Source organism: Nocardioides hankookensis (assembly GCF_042658885.1).
GTDB classification, from domain to species: domain Bacteria; phylum Actinomycetota; class Actinomycetes; order Propionibacteriales; family Nocardioidaceae; genus Nocardioides; species Nocardioides hankookensis.
In genome coordinates, this window is the sequence record NZ_JBHSRJ010000004.1 from 857,106 (window position 1) to 874,947 (window position 17,842).

A 17,842-nucleotide genomic window follows, 5' to 3' on the forward strand; every position below is an offset into this window, starting at 1 on the left:
TGGTCGGTCGGCTCGGGAGCTACTGGACGAGGTAGATCGTGGCGAAGAGCCCGATCCACACCACGTCGACGAAGTGCCAGTAGTACGACACGACGATGGCGCTCACCGCCTGCTCGTGGGTGAACTTGCGGGCGACGAAGGTGCGGCCCAGGACGAAGAGGAAGGCGATCAGACCGCCGGTCACGTGCAGGCCGTGGAAACCGGTGGTCAGGTAGAACATCGTCCCGTAGGCCGAGTCCTGGATCGTGACGCCCTCCTTGACGAGCGAGGCGTACTCGGTGGCCTGGCCGGCGATGAAGATCGCGCCCATCACGTAGGTGAGCACGAACCACTCGCGCAGGCCCCAGCCCTTGACGTTGAAGACCGAGCCGGCACGGCCCACCTGACCACGCTCGGCGGCGAACACGCCGAGCTGGCAGGTCAGCGACGACAGCACCAGGATCGTGGTGTTCACCGAGGCGAACGGCACGTTCAGGATCGCCGTGTTGTCGGCCCACAGCTCGGGGCTGACCGCTCGGATCGTGAAGTACGACGCGAACAGGGCCGCGAAGAACATCAGCTCGCTGGAGAGCCAGATGATCGTGCCGACCGAGACCATGCTCGGCCGGTCGTGGTGCCCGTGCAGACGGGAGGCTGGGATCGCTGTTGCTGTCGCCACGACGTCATTATGTCGTGACCTGAGGGGGAGGGCACCCCGACCCCCTGCGTTTCGCCGTCATAAAGTTCACAACGTGCTGTTTCCCGCGGTCGTGACCGCCCTCGACGCCGCCGAGAACCTCCCTCGGTTCACCCTCGGGACCGTCTTCACCGGCTGGTCGCTCCAGCCGGTGGCGTTCGTCCTGACCATCTGGGTGGCCGGCCTCTACATCTGGGGAGTCGTCACCCTGCACCGCCGCGGGGACCGCTGGCCGGTGGGCCGCACGATCGCCTTCGTGCCGGCCGGGATGGGCTTCTTCTACTTCGCGACCGCCTCCGGCCTCGGCACGTACGACGACACGCTGATCAGCGTGCACATGGTCCAGCACATGATCCTGTCGATGCTGGTGCCCATGGCGCTCGCGCTGGGCGCCCCGGTGACGCTCGCGCTGCGCACGCTGCCCGCCGCACCCCGGCGCTGGCTGCTGGTGGTGCTGCACTCGCGGGTCGCGAAGGTGCTCACCTTCCCGCCGCTGACGTTCCTGCTCTACGTCGTCTCGCCGTGGGCGCTCTACTTCTCCGGCTGGTACCCGGCCACGCTCGACTCGACGTACCTCCACGAGATGATGCACCTCCACCTCGTGCTGGTCGGCTGCCTCTTCTTCTGGCCGATCGTCGGCGTCGACCCGATCCCCGGCAAGGTCGGCTACCCCTTCCGGATGCTGCTCGTGGTCCTGACGCTGCCGTTCCACGCGTTCCTCGGCGTCACGATCATGTCGGAGGAGGACGTGATCGGCGGCGACCACTACAACGCCCTCCACGACGGCCCGATGGGCTCGTGGCTGCCGGCGCCGCTCGACGACCAGCACCTCGCCGGCGGCATCCTCTGGGGCTCGGGCGACCTGGTCGCGCTGATCCTCTTCGGGGTGCTCTTCACCCAGTGGGTGCGCCAGTCGATGCAGGAGGCCAAGCGCGAGGACCGGCGCCTCGACCTGCTCGAGGCGCGAGAACGGGCGGCATCGGCCCGCGCGGGCGACGCCGAGCGGTAAGGTCGCGGACGTGAGCGACTCGACCTCCCGGACCGAGCCCCTGCGGGTGCTCGTCTACAGCGACGACGTCAACACCCGCCAGCAGGTCATCCTGGCGCTCGGCCGCCGGCCGCACCCCGACCTGCCCGAGCTCGAGTACGTCGAGGTGGCCACCGAGCCGGTCGTCATCCAGAACATGGATGCCGGCACCATCGACCTCGCGATCCTCGACGGCGAGGCCGTGCCCGCCGGCGGCATGGGCATCGCGAAGCAGCTCAAGGACGAGATCTACCAGTGCCCGCCGGTCGTCGTGCTGACCGGTCGCCCGCAGGACGCCTGGCTCGCCACGTGGTCGCGGGCCGAGGGCGCCGTACCGCACCCGCTGGACCCGATCCAGCTGGCCGAGACGGTCGTGTCGCTGCTGCGCTCGCGCGTGCCCGCCAGCACGTGAGCGAACCTCGGACGAGCTGGGCGGAGGTCCTCGGCTCGCTCGTCGCCGGCTCTGACCTGAGCGCGGAGCAGGCCGCCTGGGCGATGGGCGAGCTGCTGTCCGGTGAGGCGACGCCCGCCCAGATCGCCGGCTTCGCCGTCGCGCTGCGCGCCAAGGGCGAGACGATCGACGAGGTCCTCGGCCTCGTCGACGCGATGTACGCCGTCGCGACGCCGCTCGCGATCTCCGGCCGCCTGCTCGACATCGTCGGCACGGGCGGCGACCGCTCGATGTCGGTCAACATCTCCACGATGGCCGCGATCGTGGCCGCCGGCGCCGGCGCGCGGGTCGTCAAGCACGGCAACCGCTCCGCGTCGTCGAAGTCCGGCTCGGCCGACGTGCTCGAGCAGCTCGGCATCCGGCTCGACCTGCCGCCCGCCCGGGTGGCCGAGGTCGCCGAGGTCGCCGGCATCACGTTCTGCTTCGCCGCGACCTTCCACCCGGCCATGCGGCACGCTGCCGTGCCCCGCCGCGAGCTCGGCATCGGCACCACCTTCAACCTGCTCGGCCCGCTGACCAACCCGGCCAAGGCCGGCGCCCAGGCGATCGGCTGCGCCAACCTCGGCCAGGCGCCCGTGATGGCGGGCGTGTTCGCCGGCCGCGGCGTCGACGCCTGGGTCTTCCGCGGTGACGACGGCCTCGACGAGCTGACGACGACCACGACCTCGCGGGTCTGGCGGGTGCACGAGGGTCGGGTCACCGAGTCGACCGTCGACCCGGCCGAGCTGGGAATCGCGCGGGGCACCACCGACGCGCTGCGCGGCGGCGACGCGGCCCACAACGCCGACGTCGTACGCCGCCTCCTCGACGGCGAGACCGGCGCGGTGCGCGACGCCGTGCTGCTCAACGCCGCCGCCGCGCTCGCCGTCCACGACACCCCCGGCGAGGACCCGCAGACGGCTCTGGCAGCCGGACTCGTCCGGGCGACCGAGGCGGTCGACTCGGGTGCCGCCCGGGCGTCGCTCGAGCGCTGGGTCGCCGCCTCCGCCGGCTGACCGGTCAGATCACCCGCAGCGCCCGGACGGTCGACCTGCTCCGCGCGGCGGCCGTGGTGCCGTCGTACGTCGCGACCAGCCGGTGGTTGCCCCTCCGCAGACCCTTGAGGACGACCTTCACGGTGCCGTTGCTGCGCAGCTTCCCCTTCGCGATCACCCGCTTGCCGTCGAGCACGCGCACCTGACCGGTGGGAGCGGACCAGCCGACGACCGTGACGCTCACGGTCGCGCGGACCGTGGCCTTCTTCCCGGCCCGCGCGGTGACGGTGGAGGCGGGCAGGGAGATCCTGGTCGACGACGTCATCCGGGCGACCGTCACCGCTCCCGTGGTCACGGTGCCGCTCTGGTAACCGGTCCGGGCGCCGGTGACCGCGACGCTCAGGGAGCGGGTGGCGTCGGCTGCGACGGGTGTGTAGGAGTTGTCGGTCGCGTTGGAGATCGGGCTGCCGTTGCGCAGCCACTGGTAGCTGAAGCGGATGCCCGAGCCCCAGGTGCCGCTGTGCACCGTCAATCGCTGCCCGACCTTCGCCGGTCCGGTCAGGGTCGGTGCGAGCGTCGGGGCCACGGCCGCTCCCGGGGTCACGACGACCGCGGCGGTCGTCACGACCGCGTCCAGGTAGCCCGTCTTGCGACCCGTCACCTCGAGCACGATCGTCTTGCCGAGGTCGGAGTCACGCACGGCGTAGGACAGCGAGCTCGAGCCGGCGGCCGCGCCGTCGCGCAGCCAGCGGTACGACGTGGTGACCAGCGGCTGGTCCCAGGTCGGCAGGGTGCCGACCAGCGTCGTACCGACCTGGCCGGTGCCGTCCAGCACCGGGGGAGTCACGGCCGAGGCCGTCGGGCCGAGCACGCCGGTGATCGCGTTGCTGGTCGCGGTGGTCGGGTCGTAACCGGCGCGCGACCCGGTCGCGCGGACCGAGACGCTCTTGCCGACGTCGGCCGCGATCACCTCGTAGTCGACGCTGGTCGCCCCGGAGATGGCGGCGCCGTTGCGGAGCCACTGGTAGGACGTCACGACGTCCGGGACGTCCCAGGTCGGCTCGGTCGCGTGCAGCAGCTCGCCGACCGTGCCCGAGCCGGTGATCACCGGGGCCTGGAGCGCCGCGGGGCCGCCCTGCACGGTGACGTCGCGCCAGGCCGACGACGCGATCGGCGCGCCGACCGCGTCCAGCGAGGTGACCCGCCACTGCCAGGCACCGGACGGCAGCTTGCCGGTCGGGGCCCAGGCGAGGGCCGCGGTCGCGAAGCTCTCCCGGACCGTGGCCGTCGCGGTGTCGCGTCGTTCGAAGCGGTACGTCGTGGCGCCGGCGACCGGCTGCCAGGTGAAGAGCGCCTCGGCGGTGGGCACCGTCGCCCCGGCGGCCGGGAGCTCGAGGACCGGCGCCGTGCCGTCGACCCGGTAGGACGCCCAGTCGCTCCAGGCGCCCTTGTTGCCGCTCGTGTCGACCCGGCGGGTCCGCCACACGTAGTCCACGCCCGGGGTCAGCGGCGTGGTCGGGGCGTACGCCGCCTCCTTCACCTGCGTCTTGGTCAGGACCAGGTTTGTCGGGGAGGCAGCCGTGTCGGCGTTCTTGTAGACCTCGAGGTCGTAGCTGGCGGCGAACGGCGTCGCCGTCCACCGGAACGCCTCGCTCGACGTGACCGTCCCGGTCGGGCTCGTGGCGGCCGGGCGCGGGGAGCTCTTGAGCAGCGTCTGCGGCGTGCTCCACGGCAGCGCCTGGACGTCGCCGTCGATCGCCCGCACCCGCCAGTAGAGGTTGCCCTCCGGGTACATCTTCGACGAGGCCGTGTAGGTCGACTGGTCGACGTCGACGTCGTCGATGAGGTGGTCGAAGCCGATCGAGTCCGACACCTGGAGCTGGTAGGTGCGCGCCTCCTGGTCGGAGCGCTCCCCGGTCAGCGCGTACGGCGCGGCCGCCTGGTTGGTGGCCAGGTAGGGCTGCCAGCTGAAGGTGATGTCGTTCGCAGTGCTGGTGACCGCCTGGAGGGTGACCGGGCTCGAGCGCTTCTCGAACGCGTGGTTGGCCAGGGTGGGGTCAGGGGCGCACACGGTGGTCGCCTTGCACGGCCGGATGTACCAGTTGTAGGGGAAGCCGGCCTGGCTCTCCGCGAGGGTCTCGACGTCGATCCACCGGGAGTCGAAGGTCCGCGGGATCGTGTTCGGCTTGGAGTAGACGCCGTAGACCATGTTCTGGAAGTTCCGGTCCCGCGCGACGTAGACCATGTAGAACGCGGTGTTCGCGTCCGGCTCCCAGTCGAGCACCGGGGTGCCCGGGACGGCCGGGCAGGTGCGTGCGGCCGGCTGGTCGAGCAGGCTGTAGGTGCACGTGCTCTCGGAGTCCAGGCTGGTGCCCTTGAGGGCGATCTGCTGGCCGGTGACCGGAGCGGCGTCGGTGACTGTGAAGTTGCCCAGCGCGCCGGTGGCGAGCACGCTCTCGCCGCTGCCGATCGCCTGGACCCGCCAGACGTAGTCGCCGCCCGCGATCGAGCCCGTGCTGGTGTCGGTGGCGGCGGGGTAGTGGAACTCGCCGTCGACCTGGGTGAGGGTGCCGGTGCCGGCCGGACCGATGAAGAGGTGGTAGTGGTCGGCGCCCGGGTAGGGCTCCCAGCGCAGCGCGGGCGACCGTCCGGTGGCCGGCGCGCCCTGGTCGAGGGGTGCGAGCGGGGCCGCGGCGGAGGTCGGCGGGGTTCCTGAGATGCTGAACGTCGGCTCGCTGCCGGTCAGCGGCAGGGGTGTCACGACGTCCTTGTAGTCGACGGCCGCGACGGTCCAGCGGTAGGGGCTCTCCGCCGCGGTGAGCGCCGCCGGCGGCGTCCAGGAGGTCGAGTACGTCGTGGTGCTCGTCGTACCGCCGTTCTTCGAGGTGATCGTGACCCGGTAGCTCTCGGCGCCGGCCACGGACTCCCACCGCAGCGTGGGCACCTTCACCACGTCGCCGTTGGAGGGGCTGATCAGCGGCACGTCGTCGCGGGAGTAGCGGAACCCCCGGATCGCCGAGAAGTGGCCCTGGACGCCGGCGGGCGCGTCGAGCGCCTTCACCCGCCAGTAGGTCGGCCCGTTGAGCGTGGGCAGGCACGCCGTGTCCTTGACCATGATCGGCGTGAACGTCGTGTGGCTGGTCGTGCACGAGCGGAACGTGTTGGGCGAGAAGTTGATGTCGGTCCCGACGTCGAGCTGGTACTTCGTGGCGTGCCGCACCGGCGTCCACTGGAAGTAGATGTCGCCGGTGACGGCGGTGGCCAGGTCGTTGGCGGGGAAGACCAGGCGCGGGGCGCCGTCGAGGTCGGGCACCGGGTTGGGGTCGGTGCCGTGGCCGGCCCCCGTGGGCAGCTCGTCCCAGCTGCGGGTGAACGCGTGCTTCTGCACCGCCCCCCAGAGCTTGGCGGCGCCGAGCGCGTCGACGGCACGGACCTGCCACCAGTACGCCGCCACGTCGTACGTCTCCGCGGGGGAGTAGCGGGTCCCGGTGACCGTGCGGTCGTCGATGATGCTGTTGGCCGGGAACTGCTCGTCGGTGCTGACCCGCAGGTCGTAGCGCACCGCCCCGGGCACGGGGTCCCAGTCCAGGACCACGTCCTCGAGGTCCTGGCCCTCGGCCGGCAGCGTCACGGTCACGTCGGCGAGCTCGCCGACGGTGAACGACCGCACCTGCGACGGGTAGGTCAGCTGGCCGTCGCCGAGCGTCGCGGTCACCCGCCACGACCAGCTGCCGCCGGCCAGCGGGCCCGGGGTGTACGACGTGGTCTTCGTCGAGCCCGAGACGGTCCCGACCCAGTCGGGGTCCGGGCCGCGGTCGATCTCGACGGTGTACGCCGTGGCTCCCGAGACCGGGTTCCAGCGCAGCACGGCCGGCTCGTCGGGCGGGTCGAGCTGCTCGCCGTCGGCGGGCGCGGCCAGCATCGGGCCCGCGATCCGGCTGCGCGAGAAGTGCGCGGTCGACCACTCGCTGTTGCCACTGGCACCCTTCGCCCGCACCCGCCAGTAGAGGTCGGTCATCGGCAGCTGCACCGTCGGCGTGGCACGGCGGTTGACGGTGGAGATCGTCCCCACGAGCTTCGTCGCGAAGTCGTCACGGGCCGAGATGTCGACCTCGTATCCGGTGGCGTCGGGGACCCGGTCCCAGCTGAACACCGGGGTGCCGTCGACGACGTCGCCGGTGGCCGGGGCCAGGCCGGTCGGCGCCGGCGGGGCGGCCGCCGCAGGGGCGGGACCGCCCAGGGCGGTCAGCAACAACAGCGTCGCCACCACAGCGGCGACCCGGGCGTGCACTCCTCGAGCGAGCACGACGTTCCTCCAGCTTCCACCGGTCGAAGTCGTGCGAGCGTAGGTGGGGAGGAGGCCTCCCGGCTGCCCCCGGAGGCCGAAGATGACCCGCGCCGACCACGGGGTCTGACCGTTTGGCCGACCCCGCGCCGCCGGAGGTGCGGAGGATCAGTCGAGGCCGAGCGAGAACGCCGACTCGAGGTCGTGCTTGGAGTAGGCACGGAAGGCGATGTGCGTCTCGGTCGCCTGCACGCCGGGCACCTTGTTGAGCTTGTCGGCCACCACCGAGGCGACGTCGTCGTGGTCGCGGACCCGGACCAGCGCGATCAGGTCGATCTGGCCCGTCACCGAGTAGACCTCGCTGATCCCGTCGAGGGCGGCGATGGCCTCGGCCACCTCCGGGATGCGGGCGACGTCGGCCTTGACGAAGACGATGGCGGTGATCACGCCTCGGACCCTATCTCGTGGGCTGGTGCACGGTCGTGAGCTCGCGCCGCTCGGAGAACGGCACCAGCGACAGCCGCGACTGGTTGACCGCGTCGTGCACGGCGAGGTGCCGGGTCGCCCCGGCGACCGGGCAGGTCCACTCGCCGTCGACGTCGACCAGACGGATGCCGGGGGACTCCAGCCAGCGCAGCACCTTCTCGGTCTCCTCCGCGGTCGCCGCGGGCACCGGGCCGGGGCCGGTGCGGACGGTCTCGGCCGAGAGCCGCAGGGAAGCGACGTAGTCGACGGCGTCGGCGCCGGACGGGATCACGCCGGCCGCCGCCAGCCGCCCGAAGCGGACGACGTGGACCTCCCACCGCCCGGCGTCGTTGCGGCGGGTGGCGACGACCTCGGGGCAGCGGGTCAGCGCGGAGAGCCGCTGGGTGCGGGCCGCCGCGCGCACGAACGCGGCCAGCCGGTCGCGGTGGTGGCCGGCCTCCTCGAAGCGCTCGTCGTCGGCCAGCGTGGCCATCCGGGCGTTGATCGCGTCGACCACCTCGTCGGGGTCGCGGAGCAGCGTGTCGCGCAGCTGGCGCACCACGGCGGCGTACGTCGTCTCGTCGACGCTGCCGTCGCACGGGGACAGGCAGCGACCCATCTCCGCGAGCACGCAGGGGCTGCGGCCGGCACCGGGCTTGCGCGAGATCCGGTCGGAGCACTGGCGGATCGGGAAGGTGTCGTGGAGGGCGGCCAGGCACTTCTCGGCCGTCTTCTTCGACGAGAACGGGCCGAGGTAGTCGGCGTCGTCGTCGAGGACGCGGCGCACCAGCGAGAGCCGCGGCCAGGGCTCGCGGGTCAGCTTGACGAAGTGGACCCGTTCGGGAAACCGCGAGCGCCGGTTGTAGCGCGGCTTGTGCTCGGCGATCAGCCGCAGCTCGCGAACCTCCGCCTCGAGCGCGGTGGCGCACTCGATGCCGTCGACGACGGTGGCGATCCCGACCATCTCGCCCATCCGCGAGCGGGTCTCGGACGCGGTGAAGTAGGAGCGCACCCGGCTGCGCAGGTCGCGGGACGTGCCGACGTAGAGCACCCGGGCCCGGTCGTCGCGGAAGAGGTAGACGCCCGGGGCGTGCGGGAGCCCCTCGGCGAGGTGCCGCTTGCGGCGCTGCGCGGTCGTGACCCGCGACGAGAACGTCTGGAGCTCCTCCAGGGTGTGCACGCCGACGCCGCCGAGGCGCTCCATCAGCCCGTGCAGCACGTCGACGGTCGCGCGGGCGTCCTCGAGGGCGCGGTGGTTGGGCGTCGTCGGCGAGTTGAAGGCCTTGGCGAGCGAGGAGAGCTTGCAGTTGGGCGCGTCGTCGCGGGTGATCACCCGGCGCGCCAGCTTGGCGGTGTCGAGCACCTCGAACGCCGGCCACGCCCGCCCCTGCTGGTCGGCGAAGTAGCGCAGGAAGCCGACGTCGAAGGGTGCGTTGTGGGCGACCAGCACCGACCCTGCGGCGAACTCCAGGAAGGCGGGCAGCGCCGACTCGATCGGCGGCGCGTCGGAGACCATGCCGTTGGTGATGCCGGTGAGCACCGCGATGAACGCCGGGATGTCGGTGCGCGGGTTGACCAGGGTCTGGAACTCCCCGAGCACCTCGCCGCCGCGGACCTTCACCGCGCCGATCTCGGTGATCATCGAGCCGCCCTCGGCGGACCCGCCGGTCGTCTCGAGGTCGACGACGCAGAAGGTGATGTCCCGCAGCGGGCGGCCCAGCTCGTCGAAGCTGCGCTGCACCTCCCAACTGCTCATGTCCGCGACGCTAGAGGCGGCCACCGACAATCCTGCGGCGCCGCGCGGGGACCCGGCCGTAGGGTGGCCCCATGGCCACGACGGTTCCGGACGCCGGGAGCCGCTGGCGTTGCGGCGGCTGCGGCAACCTGACCCGCTTCGACGTGACCCGGACCCGCCGTACGACGGAGTTCTGGCACTTCGACCTCGCCGGCGAGCACCGGGTGGAGGAGACCGAGGTGCGCGCCGAGTCGATCGAGCAGGTGACCTGCCGGTGGTGCGGCCGCTCCGACGCGATCGAGCTGGTCGCCCGCCACGAGACCGCGGACCTCGAGACGAGCTGACTCGTGGTCACGACCTTCGCCGAGCTCCCCGAGCCGGTCCGCACCCGCGTCGTCGCGCAGGCGGCCGACGTGCTGCCCGACGTGCCCACGCTGCCCCCCGCCGTACGACGGGTGGCGGCGTTCGCGCCCGCCCGCCGGGCCCGGCTGGGGGCGAGCGCCATCGCCGAGGCGCTGGCCGACGACGAGGTCCGCGAGCGGGTGGCCGTCCAGGTCGCGGCGCGTCCCGATCCCGACGACGGCGACGACGTCGGCGTGGTCGCCCGCGCCTGGCTCACCCGGCCGGACGGCTGGGTGGAGCTCGTCGCGGGGCGGCTCGCCCGGATCGAGGAGGCGACCGCGGCCGGCGACGCCCGTGACCGCGAGCTGGACCGGCTGCGGCGACGGCTGACCGACGCGGAGCACACGGCGCGCGAGCTCCGCTCCGCGCAGCAGGAGCGCGAGGACGAGCTCCGCGCCGAGCACCAGGCAGAGCACGCGTCGCTGCGGCGCCGGCTGGGTGAGGCCCGTGCCGCCGAGCGTGAGTCGACGGCGCGTGCCGAGCGGGCGGAGGCGGAGCTCGACCGGGTGCGCGCCGACGGCGAGTCCCGCGTCGCCGCGCTCGAGAAGGAGAACCGTCAGCTGCGCGGGCAGGTCGAGCGCCGCGAGGCCGACACGGCCCAGACCCGGCGGGACGCGAAGGCCGAGCGGGACGAGGTGACGATGCGCGCCCGGCTGCTCCTGGAGTCGGTGATCGACGCCGCCACCGGGCTGCGCCGCGAGCTCGGGCTGCCCACCGTCGAGGGCTCGCCGGCCGATCGTGTCGAGGCGGAGGTCGCGGCCGCCGGCGTACGCACCCCGAGCTCGGCAGGCGCCCTCGGTGCGGCCGACCCCGGCCTGCTGGAGCAGTACCTCGCGATGCCGCGGGCCCGGCTGATCGTCGACGGCTACAACGTCAGCAAGCGGGCCTGGCCGAGCTCGTCGCTCGAGGCCCAGCGCAACCGGCTGGCCGGTGGGCTGGCCGCCGTCGTGGCCCGCACCGGCGTCGAGACGACGGTCGTCTTCGACGCCGCCGAGACCGACCACCGCCCGCCCGTCGTCGCACCCCGCGGTGTGCGCGTGCTCTACAGCCCGCGCGGCGTGATCGCCGACGACGTCATCCGCGACCTGGTCTCCGTCGAGCCGACCGGCCGGGTGGTGCTGGTCGTCACCGCCGACCGCGAGGTGGCCACCGACGTCGGCCGCGACGGCGCCCGGGTGGTCGACCCGGACGCGTTGCTGGCGTTGCTTGCTCGGTAGCGCAGGGTCCGATGCTCAGGCGTCCGTCGCGGTACGTCGTGGGCGATTGGGGACCGTGGCATTCCGCCCACTAAGACGCAGGCCTTGGCCAGCAAGGAGCCGAGGGTTTAGCCACCCCGCCTCAAACACGCTCTGGTCCCAACGCACGATCTCGACGACATCGGCGGACAACTCCGCCTGGAGGTGGCGCGCCATCTCACGGCCCTCCGACGACGAGCCCAGGACCAGGCGCGGGTTGGCTCCGGTCACGCGCAAACCCTGGGCCAGTCGACGGTTTCACCGCCGGACGTCGCCGCGCTATGCCAGCATCGGGGCGCGCTCGCTCGGGGCGCTCGCGGGGAAGGCGGACGAGTGTTTGAGCAGATCATCGAACTCCTGTCGGAGAACGAACTGGCGCGCCTCGCGGCCGACAATATGGGAGACCTGAGCCTGCGTGACGCGGTGGACGCCCTGCGGATCGCGCGGCGCGTCCTGGAGCGCGCGGAGGGGGTGCAGCACGACCTCATCCCTGGGGTAATCCTGGGTGAGATCGTCGGCGGGTCTTTCGGGGACCAGTTGAGCAACCTGCTTGACCTTATGCGCGCCTACGGTCCGCGACAGGACAATCTCGTCCAGGCGCGCGGGCAGATCGAGCGGCAGGCGCGCGAGCTGAAGGACCGGGTGCTGACGCTGGTGCCGTACATCCGAACCGACGAGCAGACGCTGCAACAGGCCCTCGACGAGGCCGCGAGCGCGACCTCCACCGCCTCCGACGCGGCCGACGCCCTGGTAACCCTCCGCGATCAGGTTGAGAAGCAGCAGACCGCGCTCGCGTCGGCGAGTGCGAGCACGGCAGCGACTGACCTCTCGCGTTTCTACAAGGACCAGGCAGCGAGCCACGCCGAATCGGCGAAGACGTTCCTCGCGGTCGCGGTTGTAGCCGCGGTCGTCCTCACATTGCTGACGGTGGCATTCCTCTTCGTCTGGCCGCCCGACTACGACTCCGCCGATACGTCGACCCAGTGGCTAGAGGTCGCCCGCCACACGGTGTCTCGGCTCGTCGTGCTGTCGATCGCGGGCTTCGCGGTCGCGTTCTGCGTCCGCAACTACCGGGTGAACATGCACCTGGAGGTCCTGAACAAGCGGCGCGAGAACGCGCTCAACACCTTCGGGCTCCTGCAGGCGGCGGTGACAACCGACGACGCCCGCAACATCGTCGTCGGCGAACTAGTGCAGTCGGTGTTCTTGAGCGAGGAGACCGGCTACTTGTCGGGCAATTCGGACCGTACGATCATCGAGTCGCCCGGGGGAGCGGGACTGATCTCGGCGATGACGAGCAAAGGCGACTGAGCAGACCATCGTCGATTTCCTTCACCGCCTGCATCCTTGGCCGCACTCAAACGTTGCCCTGCGGACAGACGAAGGGATACCAGTTGGTCTGTCGGTCAGGGCGACCCTGTCACCCAGGTCCACCATTCACTCGAGACATCCAACGGCTGGACCCGTGGTACTCCCGCGGGACCATGAACTCACCTGCGAAAGCACGCGCGATCCGGTCTGCGAGTTCCGGGACACCGGTCATTACAGACTGCTGCGTCTGTCCTTCCAGGCCATCGATGAACAACCGAACTGGACGATCAGGCTGCACCCATACGCGCTGGAGACCGTGCACCTCGGTTGCCCTGGCACGGCGCCACGGAGACAGACTGTACGGAGCATTTCGCAGCGCGAACCTGATGGCAGGAACCGCCTCCTCGTCTTCCGGGCGCTGAAGAGTCCGCGAGGGCGGGGTGGCCGTCCGGGTCTGATAGAGCGCCAACTCCTGTCCGTTGTCGTCAGTCACGATCGCCATCAGGACCGCCGGAGAGCCGGCATCACGGGCGGCATCGCGGCGCAACTGGTTGAAAACCTCGCGCGTTACCTCGTCGATCGGGTGAAGCGTGAGGTTACTGAGGGCGAGCTCGGTCCCTAAACGCTCCAAGAAGTCTCGAACGCAAGAGCGGTACCATTCGAAGTAGCTGTCGCCGCGGCGCTGCACAATCTCGTTGAACATCTTCTGGAACACACGAGGCTTGCGGAGCTCGCCGATGTAGCGCTCAACTGTGTCGAGGAACAGGCCAGTCAGCGGAAGGATGTCGCCGCCCTCGTCAGAGTGCGACAACGCCGCGAGGTATTGCCCACGCTGCGACCTAGCTTTCACGATCGCAGGGGGCAGGCCGTCCTGACCCAGCATCACGTTGGTGGTAAGGCGCGCGACTCTACCGTTGCCGTCTTGAAACGGATGCACGTGCGTAAACCAGGCATGTCCGATCGCTGCTCGGAGGATTGCGAGGTCCTGACTGAATACCTTCTGTGACCACGCGGCGTAATCACCCATCGCTTGAGGGATAGCGTAGGTCGGGAAAGGCTTGTGCAGGCTGTCGGCGATCGCGGCGTCGAAGGATCGGTACTGGCCTGCGTACCAGGACCCTTTAACGACGATGGAGTGAAGTGACCGTAGGTCCGACTGCGACATGCCTCTGTTGCCGGCTCGGACATACCGGTTGGCCACGACACGCGCCATCTCTAACCCAATCGCGGCGAATGCTTCCGGATCGCGCCTCAGCACTTCGGGCAGCAGGTTTGCGTTCAGGCTTCGTATGACAGCCTGCCCTTCGGTCGACTCGATAGCGTCTAGGGTTCCCGCGAGGTCAGGCCCTTCGAACTCGAGACTGTTGGACTCGAACACGGTGAACACGGCGTGCGCCCGATCGAGTTCTGCAATCAGACCCATGCGGCGAGCCTGCTCAATGGCTCTGTCGAGTCCCCGACGAACATTCCGAAGCCGCTTGGTCATCTCGACCAGGGCCGGCGCTGCTTCGGAGGGCAACGAGTATGGCGTGCCATTGAGTACCTCAAGGAACGGCACGTCGTTTGAGTCAGATGTCGGAGCCGTCACCCAGACCAAGATAGGGCGAATGGATGTTTGAAATGCGCCCATTTCCACTGCCGTGGCGCCGGTGCGTCCCGGCTAGGGCCCGTCGGACGATGCTGGTCTCGTAGAGGGCCAATCTTTGCCTACAGATCGCAACTCCAGATCTGGCGCGACGCCACCGCGGCATGCCTCTCTTCACCGCAAGAGCTCCGTACGATGGTGTTTCCGAGAACCGGCGGTCATTGCAGTAGTTAAGGAACCGAATCCGTCAACTCTTGGCGGCGTGGAGCAATATGGCCAGACTCGCCAGAGTCAGGAAGACGAGGCCAGCGCCCTGCGCGCGTCCTCCCCAGATGACCCACTTCATCTTCGCGTTGTTCGCCTGGCGGAGGGAATCCAAAGCGGTGATCTTGGCGGCCGTGATGGCAGTTCGCGCCCCGACTGAGGTCGCCTTCCACATGGTCGGAGGCTCGGTGTCCCACCTACGAAGAAGCGCGATCGAGGCTCGCTGGATGGTCGTGACCCTGCTCCCGCGCAGGCCCAGCCCAGCGCCGGCAAGCAGGAAGAGCGTTGCAGGGACCATGGCCCACAGTGACATGCGTGGGGGCTCGAATCCTGACCGGCTAGTCACGAGCGCTGACCCTGCGAAGGCAAGAGTGACCAGGGTTGACGATGCGGTCAGCAAGCGTTGCCCCTGTGCCTCGGCCCGGTCGGCCCGTCGCATCTCGAAGTCGAGCTCGTCGCTGACGAACAGCGCGAACTCGTTCCCCTCGTCGGACTGCGGAGGCTTCGAGTTCGCCGACCCGGCTGCTGAATCCTTATCGCTCACGCGTGTGGTCAGTCGTCGGTCTCGATTGCGCTGAAATTGATGCCCTTCTCGTCGTTGGAAAACGGCACTGAGTCGTAGTCCGCAATCGTGGGTCGCGGTGGCTCGTTCTCCGAGGTGTTGTCCGGTCGGTCGGTCGGCTCGTCCTTCTTGCTCATAGCTTCTCCCTCGGTGAAGGCTTGGGCTGGGGGCGGGGCTGCTCCGCTGCGAACACAGTAGGCCGGTTGGCCGACAATGCGGTGTTGATGGACGAGCGCGTTGCCCGCGCGCGCTCGCAAGTGCGTGCCGATCTGGTTGGGTGAGGTCACCGCTCATTGGCAGCGCCAGTCTGCTCATGCGGCTCCGGACGGGTTGTCGGCGATCAACACGTGGTGACGAGAATCGGTCGCGTCACGACCCCGCCCAGGGGCTCCAGCGACGATGACCCGCTAGATGACCTTCGCTGAGTCCATGGTTCTAGCCTTTCTGCCTACCAGCCGCTCCGAGAGCGCTCATCTGCCCCTTTCGCTCAGCCCCGACGCTGCGCGTCACTCCGCCGCGTTTGAGCGCGGCATCTCCGACGGACCTCATACCGCCCAGGCCGCTGACCTGCACAAACGCGTCCCACGGGACTGTCGGTGGGCTCTGGTTGAGTTGCTTCCATGACCACCACGACGCACTCACGAGGACGGCAGCGCGACGACGTCGCTGCCGTCGACGTGGCTGCGCGCGAGCTGGTCGACCGGATTCGGGCGCTCGAGGACCAGGTGGCGGCCGCGCAGGCGGAGCAGGCGCGACTGACCGCCTGGCTTGCGGCCCGGCGGCCCGACGACGCGGCAGGACTAGTGGCGTACGCGCGGCGGGTGTCGCCCGCTCGGGCGACCCGCCTGGTCGGGCTGGCGAAGGCGCTGACGGCCGAGCTGCCCTGGACGTTGGCGGCGATGCGGGCGGGTGTGCTCTCGGAGTGGCGGGCGACGTTGATCGCGCGCGAGAGTGCCTGCCTGCAGCCGGCCGACCGCGCGACGCTCGACGAGCGGCTGTGCGCCCCGGACGAGTCAGGCCGCTACCCGTTCGACGGTTGGGGCGACCGCAGGGTGAGCGAGGAGGCCCGCCGTCTGGTGGCAGAGCTCGACGCGCGGGCCGTCGTCGAGCGTCGCTCGCTTGCTGCGGCCGACCGACGGGTCACGCTGCGCCCAGCGCCCGACGTCATGGCCCGGTTGTCCGCCCTGCTCCCGGCCACGCAGGGGATCGCCGTCTGGGCCACCCTGAGGCGCGCTGCCGACCGAGCCAGAGTCGCCGGCGATCCCCGCAGTCGCGGCCAGATCATGGCCGACGTGCTGGTCGAGCGCGTCACCGGCCAGGCCACCGCCGAGGCGGTGCCGGTCCAGGTCGCCTTGGTCGTCTCCGACCAGACGCTGCTGGGTGGGGGAGTCGAGCCCGGTTGGCTGCAGGACTACGGGCCGGTGACCGCCGAGACGGCCAGGGACCTCACGAAGACGGCGCTCGCCGAGGCGACGGTGGCGCTGCGTCGGGTCTACGCACGGCCGGAGACAGGCGCGCTCGTCGCCATGGACTCTCGTTCGCGGACGTTCCCGAGGGCGCTCGGGCAGTTCCTGGAGGTACGTGACCGGACCTGCCGCAGCCCGTGGTGCGACGCCCCGATCCGACATCACGACCACGTCCGCGACCACGCAAGGGGCGGAGCCACGACCGCCGGCAACGGCCAGGGACTCTGCGAGCAGTGCAACCACCTCAAGCAGAGCGCGGGCTGGCGTGCGCGAGACGTCACCGGTCCGGGCGAGCTGCACACCATCGAGACCTGCCTGCCGACGGGACACCGGCAGACCAGCGGGGCACCCCGGGCACCGACGCCTGCGGTCATCCGGATCGCGTACGCCGCGGCCTGAGGAACACGCCCCGGAGCGGCCACCGACACGCCACACGTCGCTCACGGTTCGTTCATCCCTGGTCGCGAGCATGCGAGCGTGCTTTGGGTCGTACTTCCGGCGCTGGACGAGGCCGACAACCTGCGGGTCCTGCTGCCACGGCTCCTCGACGAGGTGACGGCGTTCGACCCGCAGGGGCGGGTGCTCGTCGTCGACGACGGGTCGCGCGACGACACGAGCAAGGTCGTCATCGAGCTGATGACCGAGCACGCGGGCCTCGAGCTCGAGACGCTGCGCCACAACCTCGGCAAGGCACCGGCGCTCCAGCGCGGCTTCCGCCGCGCCCTCGACGGGGGCGCCGACGTCGTCGCGATGATGGACGCCGACGGCCAGGACGACCCCGCCGAGCTGGGCCGCCTCCTCGCGGAGATCGACGCGGGCGCCGACCTCGTGACCGGGGCCCGGCTCGTGCGCCGCGATCGCTTCGTCAAGCGCACGACCTCGCGCCTCTACAACCGCACGACCGCGCTGCTCTCGGGCGCGCCGGGTCGCGACTTCAACTCCGGCTACAAGGTGATGCGCGCCGCCGTGGCGGAGGACGTCTCGCCGATGCTGTACGGCGAGATGCACCGCTACCTCACCGTCATCGCGCACGGGATGGGCTACCGGGTCGCCGAGGTGCCGGTGGAGCACCACGCCCGGATGTCGGGGTCCAGCAAGTACGGCCTGGCCCGCTTCTGGCGCGGCTTCGCCGACCTGATCACGGTGCGCTTCCTGCTCAGCTACGAGAACCGGCCCTCGCACCTCTTCGGCGCGGTCGGCATGGCCAGCCTCCTGCTCGGCATGCTCACCCTGGGCTACCTGACCGTCGTCAAGGTGCTCGGCGAGCCGATCGGCGACCGGCCGCTGCTGATCGCGGGCGTCCTGATGGTGATGGTCGGCCTCCAGCTCACGCTCTTCGGCCTGCTCGCCGAGATGGTGGTGCACGCCCGCAACCGCGGACTGGGCCAACGCGCGTGACGTCGG

Annotated in this window: 15 protein-coding genes; 8 read left to right on the forward strand and 7 right to left on the reverse strand. The window is 70.7% G+C overall.

What is annotated here, in order from left to right; translation table 11 throughout:
• Positions 1-19: 19 nt before the first annotated feature.
• A complete protein-coding gene (gene ctaE, locus ACFPYL_RS10575; protein ID WP_449289709.1) occupies positions 20-658 on the reverse strand; it encodes an aa3-type cytochrome oxidase subunit III in 639 nt (212 codons plus the stop codon).
• Positions 659-731: 73 nt separating this feature from the next.
• Between ctaE and ACFPYL_RS10580 the strand changes: the two genes are divergently transcribed.
• The 3 genes from ACFPYL_RS10580 to trpD are packed head-to-tail and all read left to right on the forward strand — an operon-like array spanning position 732 to position 3,149.
• Positions 732-1,685: a cytochrome c oxidase assembly protein gene (locus tag ACFPYL_RS10580; protein ID WP_379153647.1), complete on the forward strand. Its 954-nt coding sequence runs from the start codon at positions 732-734 to the stop codon at positions 1,683-1,685.
• A 10-nt stretch (positions 1,686-1,695) separates the two neighbouring features.
• Positions 1,696-2,115 (forward strand): Rv3143 family two-component system response regulator, encoded by a 420-nt coding sequence (locus ACFPYL_RS10585; protein ID WP_379153649.1) that lies wholly within the window; start codon positions 1,696-1,698, stop codon positions 2,113-2,115.
• Entirely contained in the window at positions 2,112-3,149 is a 1,038-nt protein-coding gene (trpD, locus tag ACFPYL_RS10590; RefSeq protein ID WP_379153651.1) for an anthranilate phosphoribosyltransferase, read from the forward strand. Before ACFPYL_RS10585 ends, trpD begins: the two co-directional genes overlap by 4 nt.
• 4 nt (positions 3,150-3,153) lie before the next feature.
• Here trpD and ACFPYL_RS10595 read toward each other — a convergent pair whose 3' ends face one another.
• From ACFPYL_RS10595 to ACFPYL_RS10605, 3 genes are all read right to left on the reverse strand, one after another.
• The gene (locus ACFPYL_RS10595) at positions 3,154-7,434 is read right to left on the reverse strand and encodes an Ig-like domain repeat protein (RefSeq protein WP_379153653.1); all 4,281 of its coding nucleotides are present in this window, start codon (positions 7,432-7,434) and stop codon (positions 3,154-3,156) included.
• A 147-nt stretch (positions 7,435-7,581) separates the two neighbouring features.
• Positions 7,582-7,860 (reverse strand): Lrp/AsnC family transcriptional regulator, encoded by a 279-nt coding sequence (locus ACFPYL_RS10600; RefSeq protein WP_056148919.1) that lies wholly within the window; start codon positions 7,858-7,860, stop codon positions 7,582-7,584.
• A gap of 10 nt (positions 7,861-7,870) precedes the next feature.
• Positions 7,871-9,634, reverse strand: a complete 1,764-nt coding sequence (locus ACFPYL_RS10605; protein WP_379153655.1) for a DEDD exonuclease domain-containing protein — start codon at positions 9,632-9,634, stop codon at positions 7,871-7,873.
• A gap of 71 nt (positions 9,635-9,705) precedes the next feature.
• Here ACFPYL_RS10605 and ACFPYL_RS10610 point away from each other — a divergent pair, with 71 nt between their 5' ends.
• The 3 genes from ACFPYL_RS10610 to ACFPYL_RS10620 all read left to right on the forward strand — a co-directional run bounded on the left by ACFPYL_RS10610 (position 9,706) and on the right by ACFPYL_RS10620 (position 12,561).
• A complete protein-coding gene (locus ACFPYL_RS10610; RefSeq protein WP_379153657.1) occupies positions 9,706-9,957 on the forward strand; it encodes a hypothetical protein in 252 nt (83 codons plus the stop codon).
• Positions 9,958-9,960: 3 nt separating this feature from the next.
• Positions 9,961-11,232: an NYN domain-containing protein gene (locus ACFPYL_RS10615; protein WP_379153659.1), complete on the forward strand. Its 1,272-nt coding sequence runs from the start codon at positions 9,961-9,963 to the stop codon at positions 11,230-11,232.
• A 351-nt stretch (positions 11,233-11,583) separates the two neighbouring features.
• Positions 11,584-12,561, forward strand: coding sequence for a hypothetical protein (locus tag ACFPYL_RS10620; RefSeq protein WP_379153661.1), 978 nt, complete (start codon positions 11,584-11,586; stop codon positions 12,559-12,561).
• A 109-nt stretch (positions 12,562-12,670) separates the two neighbouring features.
• Here ACFPYL_RS10620 and ACFPYL_RS10625 read toward each other — a convergent pair whose 3' ends face one another.
• From ACFPYL_RS10625 to ACFPYL_RS10635, 3 genes are all read right to left on the reverse strand, one after another.
• On the reverse strand, positions 12,671-14,149 hold the full coding sequence (locus ACFPYL_RS10625) for a Fic family protein (RefSeq protein ID WP_379153662.1): 1,479 nt from the start codon (positions 14,147-14,149) through the stop codon (positions 12,671-12,673).
• 244 nt (positions 14,150-14,393) lie between these two features.
• Complete coding sequence (locus ACFPYL_RS10630; RefSeq protein ID WP_379153664.1) at positions 14,394-14,954, reverse strand: hypothetical protein; 561 nt, start codon at positions 14,952-14,954, stop codon at positions 14,394-14,396.
• 8 nt (positions 14,955-14,962) lie between these two features.
• Positions 14,963-15,109 (reverse strand): hypothetical protein, encoded by a 147-nt coding sequence (locus ACFPYL_RS10635; protein WP_379153666.1) that lies wholly within the window; start codon positions 15,107-15,109, stop codon positions 14,963-14,965.
• A 483-nt stretch (positions 15,110-15,592) separates the two neighbouring features.
• Here ACFPYL_RS10635 and ACFPYL_RS10640 point away from each other — a divergent pair, with 483 nt between their 5' ends.
• Positions 15,593-16,837 (forward strand): HNH endonuclease, encoded by a 1,245-nt coding sequence (locus ACFPYL_RS10640; RefSeq protein ID WP_379153668.1) that lies wholly within the window; start codon positions 15,593-15,595, stop codon positions 16,835-16,837.
• 78 nt (positions 16,838-16,915) lie between these two features.
• The gene (locus tag ACFPYL_RS10645) at positions 16,916-17,836 is read left to right on the forward strand and encodes a glycosyltransferase family 2 protein (RefSeq protein ID WP_379153670.1); all 921 of its coding nucleotides are present in this window, start codon (positions 16,916-16,918) and stop codon (positions 17,834-17,836) included.
• Positions 17,837-17,842 lie beyond the last annotated feature (6 nt).

What these genes read in the sequence shown, in the direction of transcription:
- ACFPYL_RS10605 (WP_379153655.1), bottom strand. Translation starts at nt 9,634, where the DNA reads ATGAGCAGTTGGGAGGTGCAGCGCAGCTTCGACGAGCTGGGCCGCCCG.
- ACFPYL_RS10610 (WP_379153657.1), top strand. Translation starts at nt 9,706, where the DNA reads ATGGCCACGACGGTTCCGGACGCCGGGAGCCGCTGGCGTTGCGGCGGC.
- ACFPYL_RS10635 (WP_379153666.1), bottom strand. Translation starts at nt 15,109, where the DNA reads ATGAGCAAGAAGGACGAGCCGACCGACCGACCGGACAACACCTCGGAG.
- ACFPYL_RS10640 (WP_379153668.1), top strand. Translation starts at nt 15,593, where the DNA reads ATGACCACCACGACGCACTCACGAGGACGGCAGCGCGACGACGTCGCT.